Genomic DNA, 21009 nt, shown 5'->3' with positions numbered 1-21009 from the left:
GCGGTGGTGCAGGTGATGCGGATGGTGCCGTGATGCAGGTGATGCTGGTGGTGCTGGTGGTGCCGTGGTGCGGTGCCGGCGACCGGGCGGGTGCCCGGTCGCCGGCGGGACGACCTAGAGGAGGTCGTACTCAGTGAGGAACTCCTTGGCGACGCTCGCCGAGTCCTGCTTGTCGACCTGGACCTTGGCGAGGTACTCGGTCAGGTTCTCGGTGGTCAGCGCCTCGGACACGGAGTTGAGGGCGTCCTCGACGGTGTCGTCGCTCTTGTCCTCACGGACGATCGGGAGGATGTTCTCCGAGAGGAACAGCTGCTTGGTGTCCTCGAGGGTGACGAGGTCGTTCGTCTCGATGGCCGAGTCGGTCGAGAAGATGTTCGCGACCTCGACGTCGCCGTCGGTCAGGGCGGCGAGGGTCAGGGGCCCGCCGGCGTCGAGGGGCACGAACTCCTTGAAGGTCAGGCCGTACTCGGACTCGAGGCCCTTGATGCCCTGGATGCGCTCGGCGAACTCGGGACCGGCCGCGATGCGGAGCTGGTCGGCGACGGGCTCGAGGTCCTCGATGGTCTCGAGGTCGTACTCGTCGGCGGTCTCGCTGGTCACGCTGAGCGTGTCCTTGTCTTCGGCGTCGGACTGCGGCAGCGAGACGATGCCCTCGGGGAGGACGTCCTGCAGAGCGTCGTAGACGTCGTCGGGCGAGGTGACGCCCTCGGGCGCGCCGTCGTCGGACAGCGCGGCGAGCAGGGCGCCGTTGTACTCGGGGAGGAGGTCGATCGAGCCGTCTTCAAGAGCCTGGAGGTAGACCTCGCGGGCGCCGATGTTGAAGCTGCGCTGGACGTCGACGCCGTTGGCCTCGAGGACCTGCGCGTACATCTCGGCGAGCAGCTCGCTCTCGGGGAAGTTCGCGGAGCCGACGGTGATGGTCTCGCTGTCGCCGGAGGCCGAGCCGCCGGTCGACTCGGTGGGGTCGGAGCAGCCGGCGAGCACGAGCATGCCGACGCCGAGGACGCCGACGGCGCCGAGGAGGTTCTTCTTCTTCATGATGTGGGGGCTTTCGTTCGGGTGCCGGGACCGGGCTGTCCGGTCGGGGCGGGTGAGGTGGAGGGTGCGGGGACGGTCTTGGTGGGACGGCGGGTGACGCGTCGGCCGGTGAGGCCGGGCGAGATGACGGAGCGCTGGATCACCGCGGCGATCAGGTCGACGACGATGGCGAGCGCGGCGACCACGACGGCGCCGGCGACGACGCGCTCGTAGGCGTTCAGGGCGATGCCGTCGACGAGCAGACGGCCGAGGCCGCCGATGCCGACGTAGGCCGCGACGGTCGACGTGGCGATCACCTGGAGGAGCGCGTTGCGCAGACCGCTCGAGATGAGCGGCAGCGCCATCGGCACCTCGAGCTTGAAGAGCACCTGCATCGGGCGCATGCCCATGCCCTTGGCCGCGTCGATGGCCGCCGGATCGACGGCGCGGATGCCGGCGTAGGTCGTCGTGAGGATGGGCGGGATGGCCAGGATGACCAGGGCGATCAGCACGGGCAGGAACCCGCGCCCCATCAGCACGACCAGCAGGATGATCAGACCCAGGGTCGGCAGCGACCGGCCGGCGTTCGCCGCGTTGATCGCGATGAACGAGAGCTTGCCGGTGTGTCCGATGTACAGACCGAGCGGGAGGGCGATGACGGCGGCCACGGCGACCGCCTGGATCGTGTACCAGAGGTGCGTCAGGATCAGCGACGGGATGGAGCCGGTGGCGCCGAACTGCCAGTTGTCGCCGTCGAGCAGGTACGAGAGGAGACCGTCGTTCACGAGGCGATCCTCCCCGCCGCTCGGACCCAGGGCGTCGCACGACGCTGGATCAGCACGATGATGCCGTCGAGGATCGCGGCGAGCACGACCGAGAGCACGATGCCGACGATGATCGGCGGAGCGTAGTTGAGCTGCTGCCCGCGGGTGAAGAGCGTGCCGAGACCGCCGACGCCGATCAGGGCGCCGACGCTGACGAGGCTGACGTTGGCGACGGTCGCGACCCGGAGGCCGGCCAGCATGACCGGCAGCGCGATCGGGAGCTCGACGCTGACGAGACGACGCAGGCGCCGGTACCCCATCGCCGAGGCCGCCTCGGCGACCAGCGGGTCGACCGATTTGAGACCGTCGGCGACGACCCTCACGAGCAGGGCGACCGTGTAGACGGTCAGCGCGACGATGATGTTGAGCGGGTCGAGGATGCGGATGCCGAGGACGGACGGCACCAGCACGATCAGCGCCAGCGACGGGACGGCGTAGAGGATGCCGCTGAGGTTGAGCAGCGGGTGGTACAGGAAGTTGAAGCGCACGGCCAGATAGCCGATCGGCAGCGACACCACGATGCCGAGCAGCACGGGCAGCAGCGCGAGGTACACGTGCTGCGACAGGGCGGCCTGGATGACCGGCCCGTTGTTCTGGAGGTACTGGATCACGCGACGTCCACCTCGCGACGACGGCGCGCCTCCAGCTGCTTCATCAGGCTGGTGTGACGGATCACGCCGTCGACGACCCCGTGCTCGTCGACGCGGATGACGATGCCGACCGGCGACGTGATCGCCAGGTCGGTGACGAGTCGCAGCGAGTCGGTGCTGGTGTACCAGCCGCCCGGGTGCGTGGGAGCGGTCTCGGAGCCGAGGCCGGGGCCCGTCCAGCCGAGCGGTCGACCGGCGTCGTCGAGCACGAGGCGCTCGGGCCCGGCCTGCGCCACGGCGACCGGCTCGACCTCGAGACCGGCGGCGGAGTCGAACGACAGGCTGCGGAACCCGCGGTCGCGACCCACGAAGCCGGCCACGAAGTCGTCGGCGGGGTTCGAGAGCAGCTCGCGCGGCGTGGCGAACTGGGCGAGGTGCCCGCCCTCACGGAAGACGGCGACCCGGTCGCCCATCTTGATGGCCTCGTCGATGTCGTGGGTGACCATGGCGATGGTCTTCCCGAGGTCGCGCTGCAGACGGAGGAACTCGGCCTGCAGACCCTCGCGCACGATGGGGTCGACGGCGCTGAACGGCTCGTCCATGATCATCACGGGCGGGTCGGCGGCGAGCGCCCGGGCGACGCCGACGCGCTGCTGCTGGCCACCCGAGAGCTGCACGGGGTAGCGGTCGGCCATCGACTCGGAGAGCCCGACGCGCTCCATGAGCTCTACTGCCGTCGAGCGGGCCTTCTTCTTGCTCGTGCCGACGAGGCCGGGCACGGTCATGATGTTCTCGACGATCGTGCGGTGCGGGAACAGCCCCGCGGCTTGGATGACGTAGCCGATCCCGCGGCGGAGCGACGCCGCGTCGCCGGTCGCGACGTCCTTCCCGTCGATCAGGACGCGGCCCTTCGTGGGCTCCACCATGCGGTTGATCATCCGCAGCGACGTCGTCTTGCCGCAGCCCGACGGACCCACGAACACGGTCAGTTCGCCGGTGGGCAGTTCGAGGTCGAGACCGTCGACGGCCACCGTCCCGTCGGGGTAGACCTTGCTGACGCCGTCGAAGGTGATCATGGGGCGTTCTCCTGTCGCGATGCCGGGCTCTGAGGAGCGCGCTCCCGGCGATTCGTGAATAAGTTGATTCATCATGCGGAATCGATGAATACTTCGTCAATAAGCGCTACGGCCTGTTTACGAGACCGAAACACGAGGGAGGCACAGTGACCGACATGCACGCCAGCGACGACCTTCCCCCGGTCACCCTAGACGGCACTCCGTTACGAGTGGCCGATCTCGTGGCCCTGGCGGACCGTCGCGCCCGCGTGTCGGTGCCCGGATACGCCCTGGCGACGGTGGAGGAATCGCATCGCACCCTGCTCGCCGCGCGCGACTCCGGCATCGTCTACGGCGCCAACACTGGCGTCGGTGCGAACCGCGGGATCTCGGTCGTCGACGACGCCGTCGACCTCACTCCGGAGGAGGAGCACCGCGAGCAGGCGGCCCACGGTCTGCGCCTCTTACGCAGTCACGCGTCGGGCATCGGCGAGGTGGAGGACGACCGCGTCACCCGGGCCGCCCTGGTCGTCAGGCTGAATCAGCTGCTGGCCGGTGGATCGGGCATCAGCCCGGGCGTCGTGCAGGGTCTGCTCGCCGCGGTGCGGAACGACTCGCTGCCGACCCTGCACCGCACCGGTTCGATCGGCACCGGCGACCTGACCGCGCTGGCCGAGCTGGCACTCACCCTGATCGGCGAGTTCCCGTGGCGGAGCGGCGGCGTGCCGCCCGTGGTGTTCGCCGAGACCGACTCCCTGCCGTTCATGAGCTCGAGCGCCGTGACCCTCGCGACCACCGCGCTCGCGGCCGACGTCGCCGCCCGCCAGCTCGACGCCGCCACGGTCGTCGCTGCTCTCAGCTTCCGGGCGCTGCGCGGGTCGTCCGAGGCGTTCGACGCCCAGGTGCACGCCGCACGGCCGCACCCCGGGCAGGTGCGCGAGGCCGCTCGGCTGCGCTGGCTGACCGAGGCGGTCGAGGGCGACCCGCTTCCGGTGGCGCGCCTCCAGGATCCCTTCGGGCTGAGGGCCTCGCCCCAGGTGCATGCGCCGGCCCGCACCGCGCTCGGGGTGCTGCTCGACGCGCTCGACCGCGAGCTCGGCGGCCCGGCCGAGAACCCGCTGGTCGTCGACGACGGCGTGCGGCATCACGGGCAGTTCCACCTCGCGACGCTCGCGTGGTCGCTCGACGCGGCCCGCATGGGGCTGCACCCCGTGTTCAGCCTGTCGACGAGTCGACTCGGGCTGCTGATGCGGGCCGACATGACCGGGTTGCCGCCGTTCCTCGCCGATGCGAGACGGAACGCGACGAGCTCGGGCCTGATGATCGTCGAGTACGTCGCCCAGGACGCCCTCGCCCACATGCGCATCGACGCGACACCGGTCACGAACGCCAGCATCAGCGTGTCGCTCGGCCTCGAGGAGCACGCGAGCTTCGCGATCCAGAGCACGCGCCTCCTGACCAGCCTGGTGCGCTCGTCGGGCGCGGTGCTCGCGGTGGAGCTGTTCGCCGCGGTGCGCGCCCTGCAGATGGCGCCCGACCGGGTGGCCGGCACGCGCCTCCGGCCGGTGTTCGAGCGACTCGTCGCCCTGATCGACCCGTCGACGGACGACCGGCCGCTCGGAGCCGACATCGCCCGGATGGAGGCCGAGCTGCCGACGCTCGGGGCGGCGCTCCGCGACTGCCCCGCGTAGGCCGAGCGCGGGCGGCCGGGGGCTCTACGCGTCGCGGGCGGCGAGCGCGTCGGCCGCGGCCTGCTCGTCGCGGTACTGCTCGATCACGCTGACGTCGTCCATCGGGCGCAGCTCGTCGGCGTAGCTGACCGACTGGCGGCGCATCACGCCGTTCGAGCCGATCGAGTACTGCCCCATGCGCCAGAGCGGCGGCGAGTACGCGTGGATCGAGACCGATCCGTCGATGTGCCCACCCATGCGGTGGATGTGGTCGGGCCCGAAGTGGAACGAGCGCCCCGCCTCGACCACGCGGCTGACCGCCTCGCCGCCCATGCGCGGGTTCGCCTCGTTCACTGCACCCTCGACGACGGCGACCGCCCCCGACGAGATGTCGTGGTCGTGCCAGCCGGTGTCGTCGGTGGTGTCCCAGCAGAGCAGCCAGACGTCGATGTGGCTGTCGCGGTACAGCGAGGCGAAGTGCCGCTGACCGCCGCCGTGCTGCACGAGGTGGCGCCAGGCCTCGGGGCGGGTCGCCATCTCGTCGACCCACGCCTTCAGCTCGGGGCGGGTGAGGTCGCGGCCCGGCAGGGCGGGGAGGGCGGGCGCGGCGAGCGCTGCGGACGCGGCGAGCACTGCGGACGCGTCGGCGGCACCGTCGAGGGGAGCCGAGGAGGAGCGGGTCGTCGAGTCGGGAGCGGTGACGGTCATCGGGGTTCTCCGGTCAGCAGGGCGCGGGGGTTCGCGTGGACGTGGGCGTGGGTGAAGGCGTGACCGAGCCCGGGGTCGCGCGGCTGGGCGTACGGCCGGTCGGAGCCGTGCACGACGGGGTCGACGCCGACGACGCGCACGACGGCGTCGATGGCGCGGGTGTCGTACGACGAGGTCTCGTAGAAGACATTGGGGTCGACCGAGCCGAACTCGCCGCCGCGGGCGACGAGGCGCTCGTGGTGCAGCGGCGCGAGACCGGCGAGGGCGACGAAGACGATGCGCAGGGTCGGGTGAGCGATGCGGCCGCCCTGGTGCCAGGCGAACCAGGCCGACTGCAGCTGACTCACGTAGGGCACGACGGCGGGCCACCAGGCGGGGGTGTCGGCGACGGCCGGGGCCGGCCCGGGATGCACCATGACGGGCTTGCCCGAGACGGCGACGACGTCGAGCACGGGGGCCATCCGCTGCACGGCGGCGGGATCGAGGAGGCACGTGGCCGGCAGCTGCAGCCCGACCACCCGGTCGTCGCGCAGGATCTCCGAGAGCCCGACGAGGTCGTGCTCGACGACGGGCGTCGCCGCCCAGACGCGGAAGGGGTCGCCCAGACCGAGAGCGGAGCGGTGCCAGACGTCGATCAGCTCGCGGGCCTCGGCGCCCGGCAGATGCTCGATGCCGAGCGGGCTCGACAGCGACACGAGCACGTCGTCCTTGCCCTCGGCGATCTCGCGCGCCCGGCGGCGCTCGACGTCGTGGGCGGCCGGGTCGACGGCGTAGGGGGCCTCACCGGCGGTGAGCAGCGTCCAGTCGTCGACGAGACGCGGCTCGGTCGTGCGGGCGCGCAGGGCCTCGACGAAGGCGGCGGGCCAGACGTGCTGGTGGGTGTCGGTGCGGCCGGAGGCGATGCGGCGCGAGACGGCGACCCGCGGCGACGGAGCCGGGGCGGCGGACGACGCGACGGGTGCGGGGTCGCCGACCCGCGCCTCCTCGGTGGCCATCTCGCTGTGAACCGGTTCACTCATGTGAGTAGTGAACCGGTTCACAGCACGTTTTGTCAAGGCGGCGGCACGCTGGCCGTTCTGCGAACGATCGAGGCGCGACCCGGGGCGGCGACCCCCTGCCGCGTATGCTGTGCGGGTGAAGGAGCCTCGTCGTCGTACGCTCCAGGACGTCGCCGACGCGGCCGGCCTGTCGAAGTCCGCGACGTCGTACGCCCTGCGCGGGCTGCGCGGCTCGACCGAGACGCAGGCCCGGGTGCTGCGGGTCGCGGCCGAGCTCGGCTACACGGTCGACCCGGTGGCCCGGGCGCTGGCCGGCGGGCGCAGCAGCAACGTCGTGATCGTCGGCACGCTCCGCGACCTCTGGCAGCAGGATCTCGCCGTGATGCTCAGCCGCGCGCTCGGCCGCCTCGCGCTGAACGCCTCGATCGCCGACGTCGACGCGTCGCCCACCCGCGAGGAGGCGGTGCTCGCGGCTCTGAACAGCCGCCAGGTCGACGGCGTGGTCGTCTTGCCGGTCGACCCGTCGGCGGAGTACTGGGCCGACGTGCCCGACGAGATCCGCGTGGTGTCGATCGGCGACGCGCTCGCCCACCGCCCCGACTCCCCCGTGGTGCTGTTCGACAACGCGTCCGGCGTCGGCACGGGTCTGCGGCATCTCGCCGGGCTCGGCCATCGGACGGTCGGCGTGCTCGCCCCCGCCCTGCCCGCCACCCCCGGGCGACCGGCCGAGATGCTCGCGACCTCGCTCGGCTCGGAGCTCGGCCTCGACGTGACCGTCACCGCCACGCCCGCCGCGGTCGGCGAGGCGGCCGACGCGACGGAGCGGCTGCTGCGCTCGACGTCGCGACCCACCGCGCTGCTCTGCCTCAGCGACTCGATCGCGTTCGGCGCTTACGCGGCGGCCCGGCGGGTCGGGCTCGAGGTGCCGCGCGAGCTGTCGGTGCTGGGGTACGACGACAGCGCGATGGCACCGCTCGTCGAGCCGCAGCTCAGCACGTTCGCGTGGGACGAGGCGGCCATCGTCGACGCCGCCGTCGACGCGCTGCACACCCCGGGGGACGAGCTCGACGGCGGGGCGCGGCGGCAGACGTTCCGGCCGGTGTTCATGCCGCGCGGGTCGACGGCTGCGCCCGGGGTGCCGGCTGCGCCCGTCACGCTGGCTGCGCCCGCCGGCTGAGCGCATCTCGCCCGCCGGCTGAGCTCGCCATCCCGCCACGTTCTCGACACGCCGCCACCCGATCCGGTGGCGGCGTGTCGAGTCGGTGGCGGCGTGGACGGCGAGCGCGACTTGCAGGTGCCGTAGCGTCATGTGGTCTGGTGGACTCACCTCCCACCCACCGAAGAAGGCTCAGCTCATGTTCTCGTCGTTCGTCTCGCCGCGTCAGGTCAAGATCGGGGACGCCGCCGCGTTCGCCGGCACCACCCCTCGGGCGATCAGGCACTACCACGACATCGGCGTGCTGCCCGAGCCCGAGCGCGGCTCGGACGGCCGACGACGCTACGGATACGACGAGATGATCCGACTGCTCTGGATCCGCAAGATGGCCGACGCCGGGGTCGCCCTGGAGGACATCCGCGGGGCCTTCGCCGACGATGCGGGTGGGGACGGTGATGCCGCCGGTGGTGCGGACGGGGACCGTGCTCCCGTCGATCCGCAGGTCACACGGGTGCTGGACAGGCTCGAGTCGACCCTCGTCGCCAAGGAGGCGGAGCTGCGGCGGCAACGGGCCGCGGTGCAGCGCATGCGGACCCGGGGCAGCCGACTCGGCCTGCTCGACGACATCGTCGCCGGTCGTCTCGAGGCCCTGCCGGAGGGCTCGGTGCGCCGGGACGATCTGGACACCCTGCTGGTCACGGAGCGGATGCTCGGTCCGCTCGCCGCCGCGATGCAGGCGGGTCGCTTCGTCGCCCTGGCCACCCACCCCGTGCTGCGCGAGGAATCCGACCGCGTCGACGCCGCCGAGGAGGCCCTCGACGACACGGTCGCGGTCGACGACCCCCGGGTGGCGCAGGTCGCGGCCGAACGTCACGCCTTCGAGGAGGCGCTGCAGGCCGCCATCGAGGCGTCCGGCCAGGACGCGGAGGACGACGCGATCCTCGACGCCTGGGACGAGCTGCATCCCGCCGAGGACGACGCGGTCGACGCGGTCGACGCGGTCGACGGGGCTGGCGCCGACGGTCGCGGTGCGGGGCCGAGGCGCATGAGCGCCGCCGAGGCGATCAGCAAGATGCCCTACGACCACTCCCCCGCCCGCTGGAGGTCCATGGAGCTCGCCCTCGAGCTCAGCGCCCCCGACCCGAGTGCCACCCAGTAGGACTGCGGCGGGTTCCCGTCATCGGCGGCGGGTCAGCGCTGACCCGCCCCCGATGACACGAACCCGCCGCACCCGCGCAACGCCCAGCGCCCAGCGCCACGCACCCGCGCCCGCGCCCGGCGCCACGCGCCCGTGCAACGCGCAACGCGCCGCGCGGCTAGGGCCAGCGGCCCGCGAAGAGCGCGTACAGCAGCGGCAGCGCCGACGCGATCATCAGCGCCGTGCCGAGCCCGTCGTCGTCGGCGCGCAGCACCGCCCCCGCGACGAGCAGCGCGCCGAAGATCACCGCGGCCAGCACCCGACGGGCCGTCCGCTCGATGCGCCCCAGCTGCTTCTCGATGCGCGGGCTGCCCACCTCGAGGGTCCCGTCTTCGAGGCGACCGACCAGATGGTCGAGGCGACCCGGCAACCGGACCGCCACCTCCGCGGCTCCGAGCGCCCGGCGGGCGACGTCCTGCACGGCGTTGCCCCGCTCGTCGCGCACCAGCTGGGCGGCGTAGGGCTCGACGGAGTCCCACAGGTTGAAGACGGGGTCGAGGGCGCTGGACACGCCGGAGGTGAGGGTCACCGCCCGCAGGACGAGCAGGAAGTCCTCGGGCAGCTGGAACGGCAGCGATCGGATGAGATCGCCGAACTGACCCGCGAACTCGCGGTACTCCCGAGGGTCGACCTGCCGCAGCTCGGCGAAGCCCATGCCGCCGAATCGGGCGAAGGTGGCGCTCACCGCGCGTTCGAGCTCGTTGGTGTCGGCGCTGGGCAGCAGCACCCCGAGGTCGCGCATCGCTCCGACCATGCCGCTGCCGTCGCGGGACGCCGCCGCGATCAGCAGCTGCCGGAGCCCGTTGCGCGTGCCCGTCGGCACCTCGCCCATCATCCCGAAGTCGATGAACGTGAGACGCCACGGTCGCTCGCCCTCGGCCGCCGCGATCGGCGTGACGAAGATGTTGCCCGGGTGCGGGTCGGCGTGGAAGAACCCGTTGGTGAAGAGCTGGTCGAACATCACGGCGGCGAAGACGGGCGCGACCTCGGCGGGGTCGATGCCGGCGGCTCGCAGGCCCTCGACGTCGGTGATCTTGATCGCCGAGACGTCTTCGAGCACGAGCACGCGGCGGGTCGAGCGCTCCCACACGACGTCGGGCACCCCCACCCGGTCGTCGTCGGCGAAGTCCGCGGCGAAGCGCGCCGAGTTGGCGGCCTCGTTGAGGTAGTCGATCTCCTCCAGGCTGGTGCGCGCGAACTCCTCGACGAGCGCGGGGGCGTCGACGCGGTCGTACACGAGTCGCACGTGGCTGAGCCAGCCGCCGACCTTCCGGAGGGCGGCGAGGTCGACGTCGACGATGAGGTCGATACCGGGTCGCTGCACCTTCAGCACGACGTCGACGAGCCCCGTGTCGGCCGAGTCGACGGGGCCGAGCGTCGCCCGGTGCGCCTGGCCGAGGGAGGCGGCGGCGATCGGTTCGGGCGAGACGGATGAGAAGACGCGATCGAGCGGCATGCCGAGCTCGGCTTCGGCGAGCGCCCGGATCTCGGGGAACGGGACGGGCGTGACCTCGTCTTGAAGCCCCTCCAGCTCCTTCGTGATCTCGGGCGGAAGCACGTCGAGGCGCGACGAGAGGTACTGGCCGACCTTGATCATCAGGCCGCCCAGGTCGAGCGCGAGCGCGTGGAAGCCCCGGGCGAAGCGCTGCATCCGCTTCGCGCGGGTGCGCTCGGCGACCCAGCGCAGGCCGAACCGGGGCAGCACGAGCTCGAACCACCAGGTCACGGCGAGGTGACGCGACGCGAACCGCAGGATGCGGCGGTAGCGGGCACGACCGGCCCGGTCGCGTACCGCGGGGTGGGCCTCGTCGAGACGGGGCGACGCCACCCGCGTCAGTCTCGGGCGAGGATCGAGTAGATGCGTCGACGGGCGTCGTCGAGCACCGCCACCGCCTCGTCGACCTGCGCGGAGGTGCCGGTGCGGCCGACCTGGGCGGTCGCACGCGCGAGGTCGATGCCGGCCTTGGGCAGGGCGGTCCGGCGGTCGCCGGTCGAGCGGGAGGGCGCCCACGGGTCGGCGGAGTCGATGCCGGCGGCGGCGCGACCCGCGTCGGTGAGCGAGTAGACCTTGCGCCCCTCGGTCTCTTCGGCCTCGATCAGACCCTCGTCGGCGAGCAGCTGAAGGGTCGGGTAGACCGAGCCGGCGCTGGGCTTCCAGTCGCCGCCGCTGCGTTCGTCGATCTCGTGGATGACCTGGTAGCCGTGCATCGGCCGCTCCGCGAGCAGCGCGAGGATGGCGGTGCGGATCTCGCCGCGCGGGGCACGCGAGCCGTCACGACGGTCGAACGTCGAGCGCAGCTGGTCCATCGCCTGCCACATCCCGTCGAGGTCGACGCTGAAAGAACCGGGTGTACGCGAGGTGCCCATGATGATCTCCTGTCGAGGGTCGAGCGATACCCGAACGATATACCTGCCGTCCGTCACCCTCCGGGGCTCGCACTCAGACTCGAGAGCGGGCCGACGAGGCCAAGCTCCTTGAGCCCTCCTCGACCTCGACGTACGGTGAAGAGGTCGACGACGACGAAGGGGTGAGCATGGAGAAGAACGAGAAAGAGCAGCGGGGCAGGCTGCGACTTCAGTGGCCGACCTTCCGCGGGTCCTCCGTGGGGTGGGGCATCGGCGCGGTCTTCTGGCTGTCCTGCGTCGCACAGAGTCTCTACGTCGCGGTGCGAGACGGGGGTACGTCCGTCCTCGGCGGCCTGGTGATCGGGGCCCTCGTGATCGCGACTGCTGTCTGCGTCGTCGGGACGGTCGCGACGATCCGGCATCCCCGACCCGCGCCTCCTGCGACGGACGACTGAGCGGACCGGGGCGACCGACCGGCTCTCGCGCGCCTCCTGCCGGTCGACGACCGCCGGACGGGACGGTCATGACATCCGTAACGGACGACAGGTGACGCCTCGGCACTTCTCGAGACCGTCGACCTCTGGTGTGCTTCTGGGAGACCGTGCGGACCCCGAACCGCACCGAGAGGACTCCATGCGCAAGCCCCTGAAAGCGACGCTGTGGGTGGTCGGCGCCCTGGTCGCCCTGCCCGCTCTCGCACTGGCCACGACGTCGATCGTCAACGTGGTCGCCACCGAGTCGGACCTCGCCGCCATCACGCCCTACGGGCAGCGCGTTCCCGTCGACGGCAGGGAGATGAACGCCGTCGTCAGCGGCACGGGCGACGACACGATCGTCCTGCTGCCCGGTCTCGGCACGGCGGCCCCGGGTCTCGATTTCCAGCCGCTCATCTCCGAGCTCGACGACACCCATCGCGTGATCGCCCTCGAGCCCTTCGGCACCGGGCTGAGCGACCAGACCGATGCTCCACGCACCGCGGAGAACATCGCCGAGGAGGCGCACCAGGCGTTGCAGAGTCTGGGCGTCGATCGCTACGCGGTCATGGGGCACTCCATCGCCGGCGTCTACGCCCTCGAGCTGAGCCGACTCCACCCGGGCGAGCTCACGGCGTTCATCGGCATCGACAGCAGCGTCCCCGATCAGCCGGGGTGGGATGAACCCGTGCCGACCGACGGGCTCGTCCAGCTCCGCGACCTGGGTCTTCTCCGGGTGGCGTCCGCCCTCGCCGGCGACCCGTACGAGGGGATGCCCTACGACGAGGGAACCAAAGAGCAGATGCGCCTCCTCACGACGAAGAACTCGACGGCGCCGACGCTGCTCGACGAGATGCAGCGCACCCCGAGCAACTTCGCCTCGGTCAGCGGCGCGACCTTCCCGGCGGACCTCCCGGTGCTCCTCTTCGTCGTGCAGGACGACCCGGAGGTCGACGGCTGGCTCGAGCTCCACGAACGCCAGGCGGCGAGCGTCGAGCGCGGCCGGGTCGTCCCGCTCGAGGGAGACCATTACCTGCACCACACGCAGTCGCCGCGGATCGCCGCGGAGACGGGCGCGTTCCTCGATTCGTCGAGCTGACGGCGTCGCCTAGCGGGCCTCTGATTGGACCTTTCCCGGCAATCATCAGACAATTGCTTCCCATGCAAGGAAACGAGCAGGGCCCCCGATCGACCGAGCCGTCCGGCAATCCGCAGCACGATCGCACCCCAGGCGGTGCCAGGCGCCTCGTCCGCGACTTCACCGAACCACCGCCCAGCGGTGTGCACCCGGCGCTGATCCCCGGCCTCGGAGTCGAGCAGACCGGCCGTGTGTTCCGCACGGATCGCACCGTCTTCGGCGTCGCGATCCTCTTCGCGGTCGCGTTCCTGGCGTGGGGCGTCCTCGGCGGCGGGAGCCTCGCCTCCACCGCCTCCGCGGTCCTCGCCTGGGTGATCGAGTACACCGGCTGGTTCTTCACCTCGATCGCGACCGTGATCATGGTCTTCATGCTCTGGGTCGGGTTCGGCCGCTTCGGGCGCATCCGCCTCGGGCGCGACGACGAGGCGCCCGAGTTCTCGATGTTCTCGTGGATCTCGATGCTCTTCGCCGCCGGCATGGGCATCGGCCTCGTCTTCTGGGGCGCCGCCGAACCGCTCACCTTCTTCGAGAGCCCGCCCCCCGGAACCGATGAGGCCGAGACCGTCGAGGCGATGCACACCGCCCTGACGCAGGTCCTCTACCACTGGGGACCTCAGGCATGGTCGTTCTACGCCCTGATCGGCGGCGCGATCGCTTACGGCGCCTACCGCCGCGGCCGCACCCCGCTGATCTCGTCGATCTTCGCGTCGCTGCTGGGCGAGGGCCGCACCCAGGGCCCCCTCGGCAAGACCATCGACATCTTCGCCATCATCGTGACGCTCTTCGGCACGGCGGCCTCGCTCGGCCTCGGCGCCCTGCAGATCGGCCACGGGGTCGAGCTGATCAGCGGCATCGGCCAGGCCGGAAACGCCCTGCTCGTCGGGGTCATCACCGTGCTGACCATCGCCTTCATCATCTCCGCCGTGTCGGGGGTCTCGCGCGGCATCCAGGCCCTCTCGAACATCAACACGGTCGTGGCGCTCCTGCTGGCGCTCTTCGTGTTCTTCGTCGGCCCGTCGATGCTGATCCTCAACGTGATCCCCTCGGTGGCCGCCCAGTTCGTCGGCGACCTGCCGATGATGATCGGGCGCTCCGGCTCGCAGGGCGAGGAGGCGCAGGCCTTCCTGTCGAGCTGGACGATCTTCTACTGGGCGTGGTGGATCTCGTGGTCCCCCTTCGTCGGCATGTTCATCGCCAAGATCTCGCGCGGCCGCACGCTGCGCCAGTTCGTCTCGGTCGTCGTGGTCGTCCCGTCGATCGTCTCGTTCATCTGGTTCGCGATCTTCGGGGTGACGGCGATCGACCAGCGGATGAACGACGCCCCGCTGCCCAGCAGCCCGCCCGAGGAGGTGCTGTTCGGCATGCTGGGCAGCCTGCCTCTGGCCGGGGTCACCACGGTCATCGCCGCCGTGCTCGTCGCGATCTTCTTCGTCACGGGTGCGGACTCGGCCTCGCTGGTCATGGGCACGCTGTCGCAGCAGGGCCGCCCCGAACCGTCGCGGTGGGTCACCGTGACCTGGGGTGTGCTCGTCGGCGCGATCGCCGCGGTGCTGCTCGTCGCCGGCGGTGAGGACGGCGCGGGGCTGAGCGCGCTGCAGAACGTGACGATCATCGCGGCGCTGCCGTTCGCGATCATCATGGCGTTCATCATGATCGCGTTCCTGAAGGACCTGCGGCGCGATCCGCTCATCCTCCGCGACCAGTACGCCGAGCGCGTCGTGCGCCACAGCGTGCGCAACGGCCTCGAGGAGTTCGGCGACGACTTCGCGCTCGTGCCGGCCGCGTACGACCACTCGAAGGACGACCTCGCCTGGGTCGAGCACGACGCCGACGAGGGTCTGAGCGCGTCGTACGCGGCCGCCGAGGCCGACGCGGCCGAGGCGTCGGAGGCCTCCGAAGGTTCCGACGACGACGCCACCGTCGCGGAGGGCGCCGTCCCCGGCAGCGGCAAGGACGACGACCGCGACTAGAGGTCTTCGCCCTCGGGGCACTCCACCCGGCACCGGCCGGGCGGGGTGCCCCGACGGTCACGGTCGCAGTCGGCCAGGCCGCACCGAGCCGGGTCACACCCCGCCGGACAGGACCCCGAACAGCCCGGCGAACGCACCCGCACCGACCGCCGTCAGCGCCGTCGCCACCACGCGCTCCCGCGGTCGATCGAGACGCCGGATCAGGACCCACCCCAGCACGCCGACGCCGATCGCGATGCTGATCGTCCAGTACAGCCAGCCCGTCGTCTCGACGACCCGCAGCAGGCCCGAGACGCCGTCGCCGATCATCACGGCCGCGAACACCGCGACCCCCACGGCCCGCAGCAGCCGTCGCTCGGCCCGCCACCACAGCCCGGCGAGTCCGATCACCGGGCCGGCCAGCGTCGCGATGGTGAAGTAGAGGTCGCCCGGCCCGTACGAGTCGGGGAACCCGCGCAGCGTCGACACGACCACGTACCCCTGCAGCAGGGCGTGGAACACGAGCAGCCCCATGCCCGCCGCGATCCACCAGCGTCGGGCGCTCGCCCACCGGGTGCTGACGACGGTCACCGCGAACGCGAGCAGCGTCCACCCGCTGTTCGAGTTGGCGAACGACCTGAGCCCGTCGGGCAGGTGCTGCTGCCCGAACGACGTCGCGCCTCCGAGCAGCAGCCCCACGACGACGGCGACCGCCCACCAGGCGAGCGTGGATCCGACGGTTCTCCTCATGAGGTCAGCATGACCGTCGACGGCCGCGCCGACGAGCCCGCGAGCGACGGATCACTCTCTAGACGGCCGATGTCCTCCTCGAGAACGACCCCGCCGCGAGCATCCGCACCAGCGTCGCGACGTCGCGTCCGAAGGGCCGGTCGACCACACCGGGCGCCAGCAGCGCATCCGCGGTCGCGAGCTCGTCGTCGAGCGGCGTCGCACCAGCAGCCGCAGCCGCAGCACCACCGGCACCAGCACCCGCACCCGCACCCGCCAGCACCCCGCGCAACCGCCGGGCGTGCAGCACCGCGAGCAGCTCGCACGCCGCGACATCGGTCGCCCCGTCGAGCGCCCCCGCCAGCAGCTCGGCCGCCTCGAGCGAGAACGACTGCGCGTCCTCCTGTCCGAGCGACGTCTCGATGATGCCCAGCGACGCGGGCCGGGCGGCCGTCAGCAGCCCGTGCACCGTGCCCACCGCGCGCTTGTGCACCGTCACCATGCCGGCCTGCACACCCGGTGCCGACGACAGCTGCCGCGGCAGCCCCGACACGGCCCCGTCGAGCAGCCGGTGCAGCCGAGCGGCGCCCAGCTCGGCCAGATGCAGCACCGCGAAGCGCACCGCGTCGAGCGATGCGGCGAGGTCGAAGCCGTCGAACCCGGCCGTGCCCACGAACGCGCCGTCGAGTCGCGCGGGCGAGTCCGTCACGCCGTCGAGGGCCCGCAGCACCGCCGCGTCGAGCGCCTCGAGCACCCTGGCGAGATGCGCCAGCGCCGGCCCGCTCACCCTGAAAGACACGGGAGACTGCAACGCCGCCGACTCCCGCTCGGGCCCCAGCAGCCCGTCGAGCCGCCTCAGCACGGCCGCGAGCGCGTCGTCCGCCCGTGCCGTCGACACCCGGAACGGATCGCGGTTCGCCCCCACCAGCTCGAGCTCCGCCGCGAGCACGGCGAGCGCCTGGTCGGCCACCCGTCGTGCGCGGTCGGCCAGCACGATCGCGCGCGCGGTCGTGACGGGCACGCCCTCGATCAGGGCCACACCCTCTTTCGGGCCGAGGAGGTGCGGGTCGAGTCCCGACGCGACCAGCGCCTCCTGGGCGGGCACCACCGCGCCCTCCGCCGTGAGCAGCTCGCCGGTGGCGGCCCCCGTCGCGGCGGCGCCGAGGTGCGCGAGCGGCACGATCTCGCCGGCGGTGCCGAGTCGCGTGGCCGGGACGGCGGGCACGAGGTCGAGCCGCAGCACGTCCACCAGCCGCAGGCAGAGGGCCGACGAGACCCCCGCGTCGCCCGACAGGAACGTCCGGAGGCGCACCGCGAGCGACGCCCGCACCTCGCGTCGAGCGAGCCAGGGCTCCGATCCCGTGGCGCGCGCGATCAGGAGGCGCGCCTGGTGACCGGCCCGCGCCTCCTCGTCCAGGGCGATGGTGCTGGCGGCGCCCATGCCGGTGGTGACTCCGTAGACGGGACCGCCGGTGTCGAGGGCGGCGAGGGTCTCGGCGCGCGCGGCGTCGAGCTCGGCCACGAGACGGTCGGTGAGGCGCAGCTCGCGACCGTCGGCAACCTCGAGGATGGCGTCGGCGTCGAGATCGGTCGGCCGGTCGACGACCAGCGGTCCGAGCGGCCCATGCGGTTCGAGCGGTGCGGCCGATGCGAGCGGTTCCGCAGCCACGTCAGCGGTACCGCAGCATCGTGCCGACCTCGGCCTCTTCGGCGGTGCGCAGCACGAGGTGCGCGAGCGCGACGTCGAGGATCGACAGGCCGCGGTGCCAGAAGAGGATCCGCTCGTCGGCGGACTCGCGCCCGGCCTTCGCGCCCGAGGCGATCTCGCCGAGCTGGGCCCAGAGCGTCTCGGGGCTGAGCAGACCGGTGTCGACGTGGTGCCGCAGGGCGCCGAACCGGCCCGACCGCGACTCGGCCCAGTCGTCGACCACGACCTTGTCGATCACGTCGAGCAGTTCGGGCTCGACCGCGCTGACCGTGCCGTAGGGCACCACGAACGCGCCGGGTCGGATGTGCTCTCGCCGGAGGAGCGGCGCGGGTTCGGTCAGCCGCGTCGCCTCGACGATGATGTCGGCCCCGTCGAACGCCTCGTCGGCGGTCTCGACGACGACCACGGGCGTGTCGGTCACCGCTCGCAGCTGCTCGCCGAACGCCTCGCGCGACTCGACGCGGCGGCTCGTGACCCGGATCTCGTCGAGGTCGAACAGCCCGTCGAGCATGGTGACGTTCGAGAACGCGGTGCCACGGGCGCCGGCGTGGGCCAGCACCTTCGAGTCGGGGCGGGCGAGGTACCGGGCGCCGACGGCCGTCATCGCACCGGTGCGGGCCTCGGTGACGAACGTGGCGTCCATCACGGCGAGCGGCGTGCCGTTGTAGGGGTCGAAGAGGGTCGCCATCGCCATCTCGCTCGGCAGCCCCTCGAGGTAGTTCGGCACGAAGTCGCCGACGACCTTGACGCCGCTGACGCCCCGCTCGCCGAGGGTCGACACGTGCCCGCGCAGCACGTTGAAGTGACCGACCCCGCCGTTGTCGGGCACGAGGTGCATGCGCGGTTCGAAGACCGTCTCGCCGCGACCGTGGGCGGCGACGACCGAGTCGATCGCGTCGACGATCGCCGCCGACGGGATGTCGAGGGAGTCGATGTCGGGCCCCGACAGGTAGCGCAGCCAGATCGGGCGGGTCGGTGTGGTCACGGTTCTCCTCGGGTCGAGTGCGCGGGACGTGCTGACGTGGCGGACGCCTGCGTGAATTGTTCCATGCGCTGTGTGACGGTTGTGTTTAATGATGTTCAGGAGGCGCGGTTCCGGCCCCGTGCGCCGCTACCGTGGCGAGCACCCCACCGAGAGGCCCCACCCGTGAGCACGCCGCATCTGGACGACCATCAGCTCGACGGCGTCCGCGGCTGGCTGATCGACCTGGTGCACGAGCACCGGCTGTCGCCCACTCAACGCCGCGTGGTGCAGCACATGCTCGACTCGCTGCCGCAGGTGGCCTTCGCGTCGACCATCGACATGGCCGAGGCGGCGGGCGTCAGCCAGCCCACGGTCACCCGCATCGCGACGGCGCTGGGGTTCTCGGGCTACGCCGAGTTCCGCAACGCGGCGCGCGACGCCGTGCTGACGGCCACTCCCCCGGCGCGTGGGGCAGGCGGTGCGGGCGGTGCCGGAGCAGGCGGCGCGGGCGCAGGCGCAGGCGGCGCTGGCGCGGGCGGCGCGGGCGGAGCGGGCGGCGGCCTCGGCCCGGCGGGCACGGGCGGTGCCGGGGGTGCGGGCGGCGCCTCGGGTGGCGTCGGCGGTGCGGCCACGACGCCGGGCGCGGCCCTAGCGCACGAGCGGCAGAACCTGCGCGCCGTCGAGGCGACCATCTCTTCGGAGGCCATGCGGCGCGCGGTCGACCTGATCGCCGACAGCCGTCCGGTCGGCATCCTGGGGCTGCGAGTGTCGGCGGCGCTCGCGAACTACGTCGGGTACCTGGCGCAGCGCATCGTGCCCGGGGTCCACGTGCTCGACGACGCGGCGCGACTCGACGACGACCTCACGCAGCTGCATCTCGACGGGGCGACCACGCTGATCGTGTTCGCCATGCCGCGCTACCCCGCGGCCACCGTGCGGGCCCTCGCCCGTGCCCGTGAGCTCGGCATGACGACGGTCGGCATCGTCGACACCCCGCTCGTGCCGTTCGCGCATCTGATCGACGTCCGTCTCGTGGCCCCCGTCGGCCAGGATCTCGTCTTCGACTCGCACGCCGCCGCCGTCACCCTGTCGATCGCGCTGCTCGAGGGGGTCGCCGCCCGCGACGCGCGCCGCACCCGCACCCGCCTCGACGCCCACGAGGAGCGCGTCGCCGAGTGGGAGTACCGGGCCCCCTGACCCGGCCCGCGCCGTTCCCGCGCACGCCGACCCGCGCCGCTTCTGCGCACGCCGACCCGCGCCTCCTCCCCCGCCTCGCCCCGCGCCGTTCCTGCGAACGCCGACCCGCGCCTCCTCATCCGCTTCGCCCCGCGCCCTTCTGCGCAACCTGACCCGCGCCTCCTCGTCCCCCTCGCCCCGCGCCGTTCTGCGCAACCTGACCCGCGCCTCCTCCCCCGTCCCCGCGCAGTGCTGAACCGCGTTCGCGAAGGAGAACCGCGATACGACGCAGTTCATCTTCGCGAACGCGGTTTACGGGTGGGCGAGGAGGCGCGGCGCAACAGGAACGAGGAGGCGCGGCGCAGGAAAACGAGGAGGCGCAGTGCAGGAGGGGCGAGGAGGCGCGGGACAGGAGAGGCGATGAACCGCGTTCGCGAAGAAGAACCGCGATACAACGCAGTTCATCTTCGCGAACGCGGTTTACGGGTCAACGAGGAGGCGCGGGTCAGGCGGGTCAGGCAGGCGAGGAGGCGCGGGCGGGGGCAGGCGAGGAGGCGCGGGTCGGGCGGGACGAGGAGGCGCGGCGCCCGGCGATGAACCGCGTTCGCGAAGAAGAACCGCGATAGAACGCAGTTCATCTTCGCGAACGCGGTTTATGGGTGGACGAGGAGGCGCGGGGCAGGCGAGGAGGCGGGGAGGCGCAGCGCAGCAGAGGCGAGGAGGCGCGGGTCAGGCGGGCGGGGCGGGCGCGGTGATGCGGGCCACCGCCTCCTCCGTGAAGCGTCGCGACGGCGGTTCGGGGTCGAGCACGCGGTGGATCGACAGCCCCTCGATCAGCGCGTCGACGCGTCGTGCCGTGTCGGGGTCGAAGTGCCGCTCGAGCTCGACGCGGCTGCGGCGCATCCACTCGCGGGTGATGCGACGGAACGCCGGCTGGCGCGCGGCGAGCGTGTAGAGCTCGTACGACAGCACCTGGTCGCGCAGCCTCCCCTCGGCCGCGAGATCGTCGTGGATCAGCGACACGATCGCCGCCCGGGCCTCGTCAGGTGCGGTCGCCGCGCCGAGCGCCGCCTCGAAGCGCGCGATGATGGTGCCGGCGAAGCGGGTGAACGCCTCGTGCAGCAGGTCGTCCATCCCGTCGAAGTGGTAGGTCATCGAGCCGAGCGGCACGTCGGCGCGCGTCGCGATCTTGCGATGCGAGATGCCGGCGACGCCGTTCTCGGCGATGAGGTCGAGCGTGACGTCGATCAGACGATCGCGCCGCTCGGGGTCGCTGCGCCGGGCCGTCATGCCGACCACCTTAGTCACGA

19 protein-coding genes are annotated in these 21009 nt (G+C 72.2%); 7 read left to right on the top strand and 12 right to left on the bottom strand.

Going from position 1 to position 21009, the window contains the following annotated elements; genetic code table 11:
- Positions 1-114 precede the first annotated feature (114 nt).
- Genes ACZZY9_RS11695 through ACZZY9_RS11680 form a run of 4 tightly spaced genes read right to left on the bottom strand, consistent with a single transcriptional unit; the run spans position 115 to position 3507 of the window.
- Complete coding sequence (locus tag ACZZY9_RS11695; protein WP_463464189.1) at positions 115-1038, bottom strand: ABC transporter substrate-binding protein; 924 nt, start codon at positions 1036-1038, stop codon at positions 115-117.
- Positions 1035-1802, bottom strand: coding sequence for an ABC transporter permease (locus ACZZY9_RS11690; protein ID WP_463464188.1), 768 nt, complete (start codon positions 1800-1802; stop codon positions 1035-1037). The genes ACZZY9_RS11695 and ACZZY9_RS11690 overlap by 4 nt, the downstream gene beginning before the upstream one ends.
- Entirely contained in the window at positions 1799-2452 is a 654-nt protein-coding gene (locus tag ACZZY9_RS11685) for an ABC transporter permease (RefSeq protein ID WP_320478281.1), read from the bottom strand. The genes ACZZY9_RS11690 and ACZZY9_RS11685 overlap by 4 nt, the downstream gene beginning before the upstream one ends.
- Complete coding sequence (locus tag ACZZY9_RS11680; protein WP_463464187.1) at positions 2449-3507, bottom strand: ABC transporter ATP-binding protein; 1059 nt, start codon at positions 3505-3507, stop codon at positions 2449-2451. The genes ACZZY9_RS11685 and ACZZY9_RS11680 overlap by 4 nt, the downstream gene beginning before the upstream one ends.
- A gap of 155 nt (positions 3508-3662) precedes the next feature.
- Between ACZZY9_RS11680 and ACZZY9_RS11675 the strand changes: the two genes are divergently transcribed.
- Complete coding sequence (locus ACZZY9_RS11675; protein WP_463464672.1) at positions 3663-5177, top strand: aromatic amino acid ammonia-lyase; 1515 nt, start codon at positions 3663-3665, stop codon at positions 5175-5177.
- Between the two features lie 24 nt (positions 5178-5201).
- Here the strand turns inward: ACZZY9_RS11675 and ACZZY9_RS11670 are convergent, their stop codons facing one another.
- Positions 5202-5864 (bottom strand): cysteine dioxygenase, encoded by a 663-nt coding sequence (locus ACZZY9_RS11670; protein ID WP_463464186.1) that lies wholly within the window; start codon positions 5862-5864, stop codon positions 5202-5204.
- Positions 5861-6883 carry an amidohydrolase family protein gene (locus ACZZY9_RS11665; protein WP_463464185.1) on the bottom strand — a complete coding sequence of 341 codons (1023 nt, stop codon included), beginning with the start codon at positions 6881-6883 and terminating at the stop codon, positions 5861-5863. The genes ACZZY9_RS11670 and ACZZY9_RS11665 overlap by 4 nt, the downstream gene beginning before the upstream one ends.
- A 115-nt stretch (positions 6884-6998) precedes the next feature.
- Between ACZZY9_RS11665 and ACZZY9_RS11660 the strand changes: the two genes are divergently transcribed.
- Positions 6999-8039, top strand: coding sequence for a LacI family DNA-binding transcriptional regulator (locus tag ACZZY9_RS11660; protein ID WP_463464184.1), 1041 nt, complete (start codon positions 6999-7001; stop codon positions 8037-8039).
- A gap of 178 nt (positions 8040-8217) precedes the next feature.
- Complete coding sequence (locus ACZZY9_RS11655; protein ID WP_463464183.1) at positions 8218-9177, top strand: MerR family transcriptional regulator; 960 nt, start codon at positions 8218-8220, stop codon at positions 9175-9177.
- Positions 9178-9334: 157 nt separating this feature from the next.
- Here ACZZY9_RS11655 and ACZZY9_RS11650 read toward each other — a convergent pair whose 3' ends face one another.
- Together ACZZY9_RS11650 and ACZZY9_RS11645 are read right to left on the bottom strand one after the other, a co-directional pair.
- On the bottom strand, positions 9335-11044 hold the full coding sequence (locus ACZZY9_RS11650) for an ABC1 kinase family protein (protein ID WP_463464182.1): 1710 nt from the start codon (positions 11042-11044) through the stop codon (positions 9335-9337).
- A 5-nt stretch (positions 11045-11049) separates the two neighbouring features.
- Positions 11050-11583, bottom strand: a complete 534-nt coding sequence (locus ACZZY9_RS11645; protein ID WP_463464181.1) for a PadR family transcriptional regulator — start codon at positions 11581-11583, stop codon at positions 11050-11052.
- Between the two features lie 167 nt (positions 11584-11750).
- Here ACZZY9_RS11645 and ACZZY9_RS11640 point away from each other — a divergent pair, with 167 nt between their 5' ends.
- The 3 genes from ACZZY9_RS11640 to ACZZY9_RS11630 all read left to right on the top strand — a co-directional run bounded on the left by ACZZY9_RS11640 (position 11751) and on the right by ACZZY9_RS11630 (position 15143).
- Positions 11751-12017, top strand: coding sequence for a hypothetical protein (locus tag ACZZY9_RS11640; protein ID WP_463464180.1), 267 nt, complete (start codon positions 11751-11753; stop codon positions 12015-12017).
- A gap of 178 nt (positions 12018-12195) precedes the next feature.
- Positions 12196-13134 carry an alpha/beta fold hydrolase gene (locus ACZZY9_RS11635; protein WP_463464179.1) on the top strand — a complete coding sequence of 313 codons (939 nt, stop codon included), beginning with the start codon at positions 12196-12198 and terminating at the stop codon, positions 13132-13134.
- Between the two features lie 62 nt (positions 13135-13196).
- Positions 13197-15143, top strand: a complete 1947-nt coding sequence (locus ACZZY9_RS11630; protein WP_463464178.1) for a BCCT family transporter — start codon at positions 13197-13199, stop codon at positions 15141-15143.
- A 93-nt stretch (positions 15144-15236) separates the two neighbouring features.
- On the opposite strand, the gene ACZZY9_RS11625 is transcribed toward ACZZY9_RS11630, so the two are convergent.
- From ACZZY9_RS11625 to ACZZY9_RS11615, 3 genes are read right to left on the bottom strand one after another with little or no spacing between them, the layout of a single operon-like run.
- On the bottom strand, positions 15237-15872 hold the full coding sequence (locus ACZZY9_RS11625) for a DUF6518 family protein (RefSeq protein WP_463464177.1): 636 nt from the start codon (positions 15870-15872) through the stop codon (positions 15237-15239).
- 58 nt (positions 15873-15930) lie between these two features.
- The gene (locus ACZZY9_RS11620; RefSeq protein WP_463464176.1) at positions 15931-17520 is read right to left on the bottom strand and encodes an aromatic amino acid ammonia-lyase; all 1590 of its coding nucleotides are present in this window, start codon (positions 17518-17520) and stop codon (positions 15931-15933) included.
- Between the two features lies 1 nt (position 17521).
- The gene (locus ACZZY9_RS11615; protein ID WP_243215858.1) at positions 17522-18544 is read right to left on the bottom strand and encodes an ornithine cyclodeaminase family protein; all 1023 of its coding nucleotides are present in this window, start codon (positions 18542-18544) and stop codon (positions 17522-17524) included.
- Positions 18545-18706: 162 nt separating this feature from the next.
- Between ACZZY9_RS11615 and ACZZY9_RS11610 the strand changes: the two genes are divergently transcribed.
- On the top strand, positions 18707-19720 hold the full coding sequence (locus ACZZY9_RS11610; protein ID WP_463464175.1) for a MurR/RpiR family transcriptional regulator: 1014 nt from the start codon (positions 18707-18709) through the stop codon (positions 19718-19720).
- Positions 19721-20428: 708 nt separating this feature from the next.
- Here ACZZY9_RS11610 and ACZZY9_RS11605 read toward each other — a convergent pair.
- A complete protein-coding gene (locus tag ACZZY9_RS11605) occupies positions 20429-20989 on the bottom strand; it encodes a TetR/AcrR family transcriptional regulator (protein WP_463464174.1) in 561 nt (186 codons plus the stop codon).
- Positions 20990-21009: the final 20 nt, after the last annotated feature.

Source organism: Frigoribacterium sp. AC394 (genome assembly GCF_979258095.1).
The sequence above is the reverse complement of the archived record's forward strand: the minus strand, read 5'-3'. Positions and strand labels throughout refer to the sequence as shown.

Coding starts and splice junctions, on each gene's coding strand:
- ACZZY9_RS11675 (WP_463464672.1), top strand. CDS start 3,663: ATGCACGCCAGCGACGACCTTCCCCCGGTCACCCTAGACGGCACTCCG.
- ACZZY9_RS11605 (WP_463464174.1), bottom strand. CDS start 20,989: ATGACGGCCCGGCGCAGCGACCCCGAGCGGCGCGATCGTCTGATCGAC.
- ACZZY9_RS11625 (WP_463464177.1), bottom strand. CDS start 15,872: ATGAGGAGAACCGTCGGATCCACGCTCGCCTGGTGGGCGGTCGCCGTC.
- ACZZY9_RS11640 (WP_463464180.1), top strand. CDS start 11,751: ATGGAGAAGAACGAGAAAGAGCAGCGGGGCAGGCTGCGACTTCAGTGG.
- ACZZY9_RS11630 (WP_463464178.1), top strand. CDS start 13,197: ATGCAAGGAAACGAGCAGGGCCCCCGATCGACCGAGCCGTCCGGCAAT.
- ACZZY9_RS11695 (WP_463464189.1), bottom strand. CDS start 1,038: ATGAAGAAGAAGAACCTCCTCGGCGCCGTCGGCGTCCTCGGCGTCGGC.
- ACZZY9_RS11680 (WP_463464187.1), bottom strand. CDS start 3,507: ATGATCACCTTCGACGGCGTCAGCAAGGTCTACCCCGACGGGACGGTG.
- ACZZY9_RS11665 (WP_463464185.1), bottom strand. CDS start 6,883: ATGAGTGAACCGGTTCACAGCGAGATGGCCACCGAGGAGGCGCGGGTC.
- ACZZY9_RS11655 (WP_463464183.1), top strand. CDS start 8,218: ATGTTCTCGTCGTTCGTCTCGCCGCGTCAGGTCAAGATCGGGGACGCC.
- ACZZY9_RS11645 (WP_463464181.1), bottom strand. CDS start 11,583: ATGGGCACCTCGCGTACACCCGGTTCTTTCAGCGTCGACCTCGACGGG.
- ACZZY9_RS11635 (WP_463464179.1), top strand. CDS start 12,196: ATGCGCAAGCCCCTGAAAGCGACGCTGTGGGTGGTCGGCGCCCTGGTC.
- ACZZY9_RS11670 (WP_463464186.1), bottom strand. CDS start 5,864: ATGACCGTCACCGCTCCCGACTCGACGACCCGCTCCTCCTCGGCTCCC.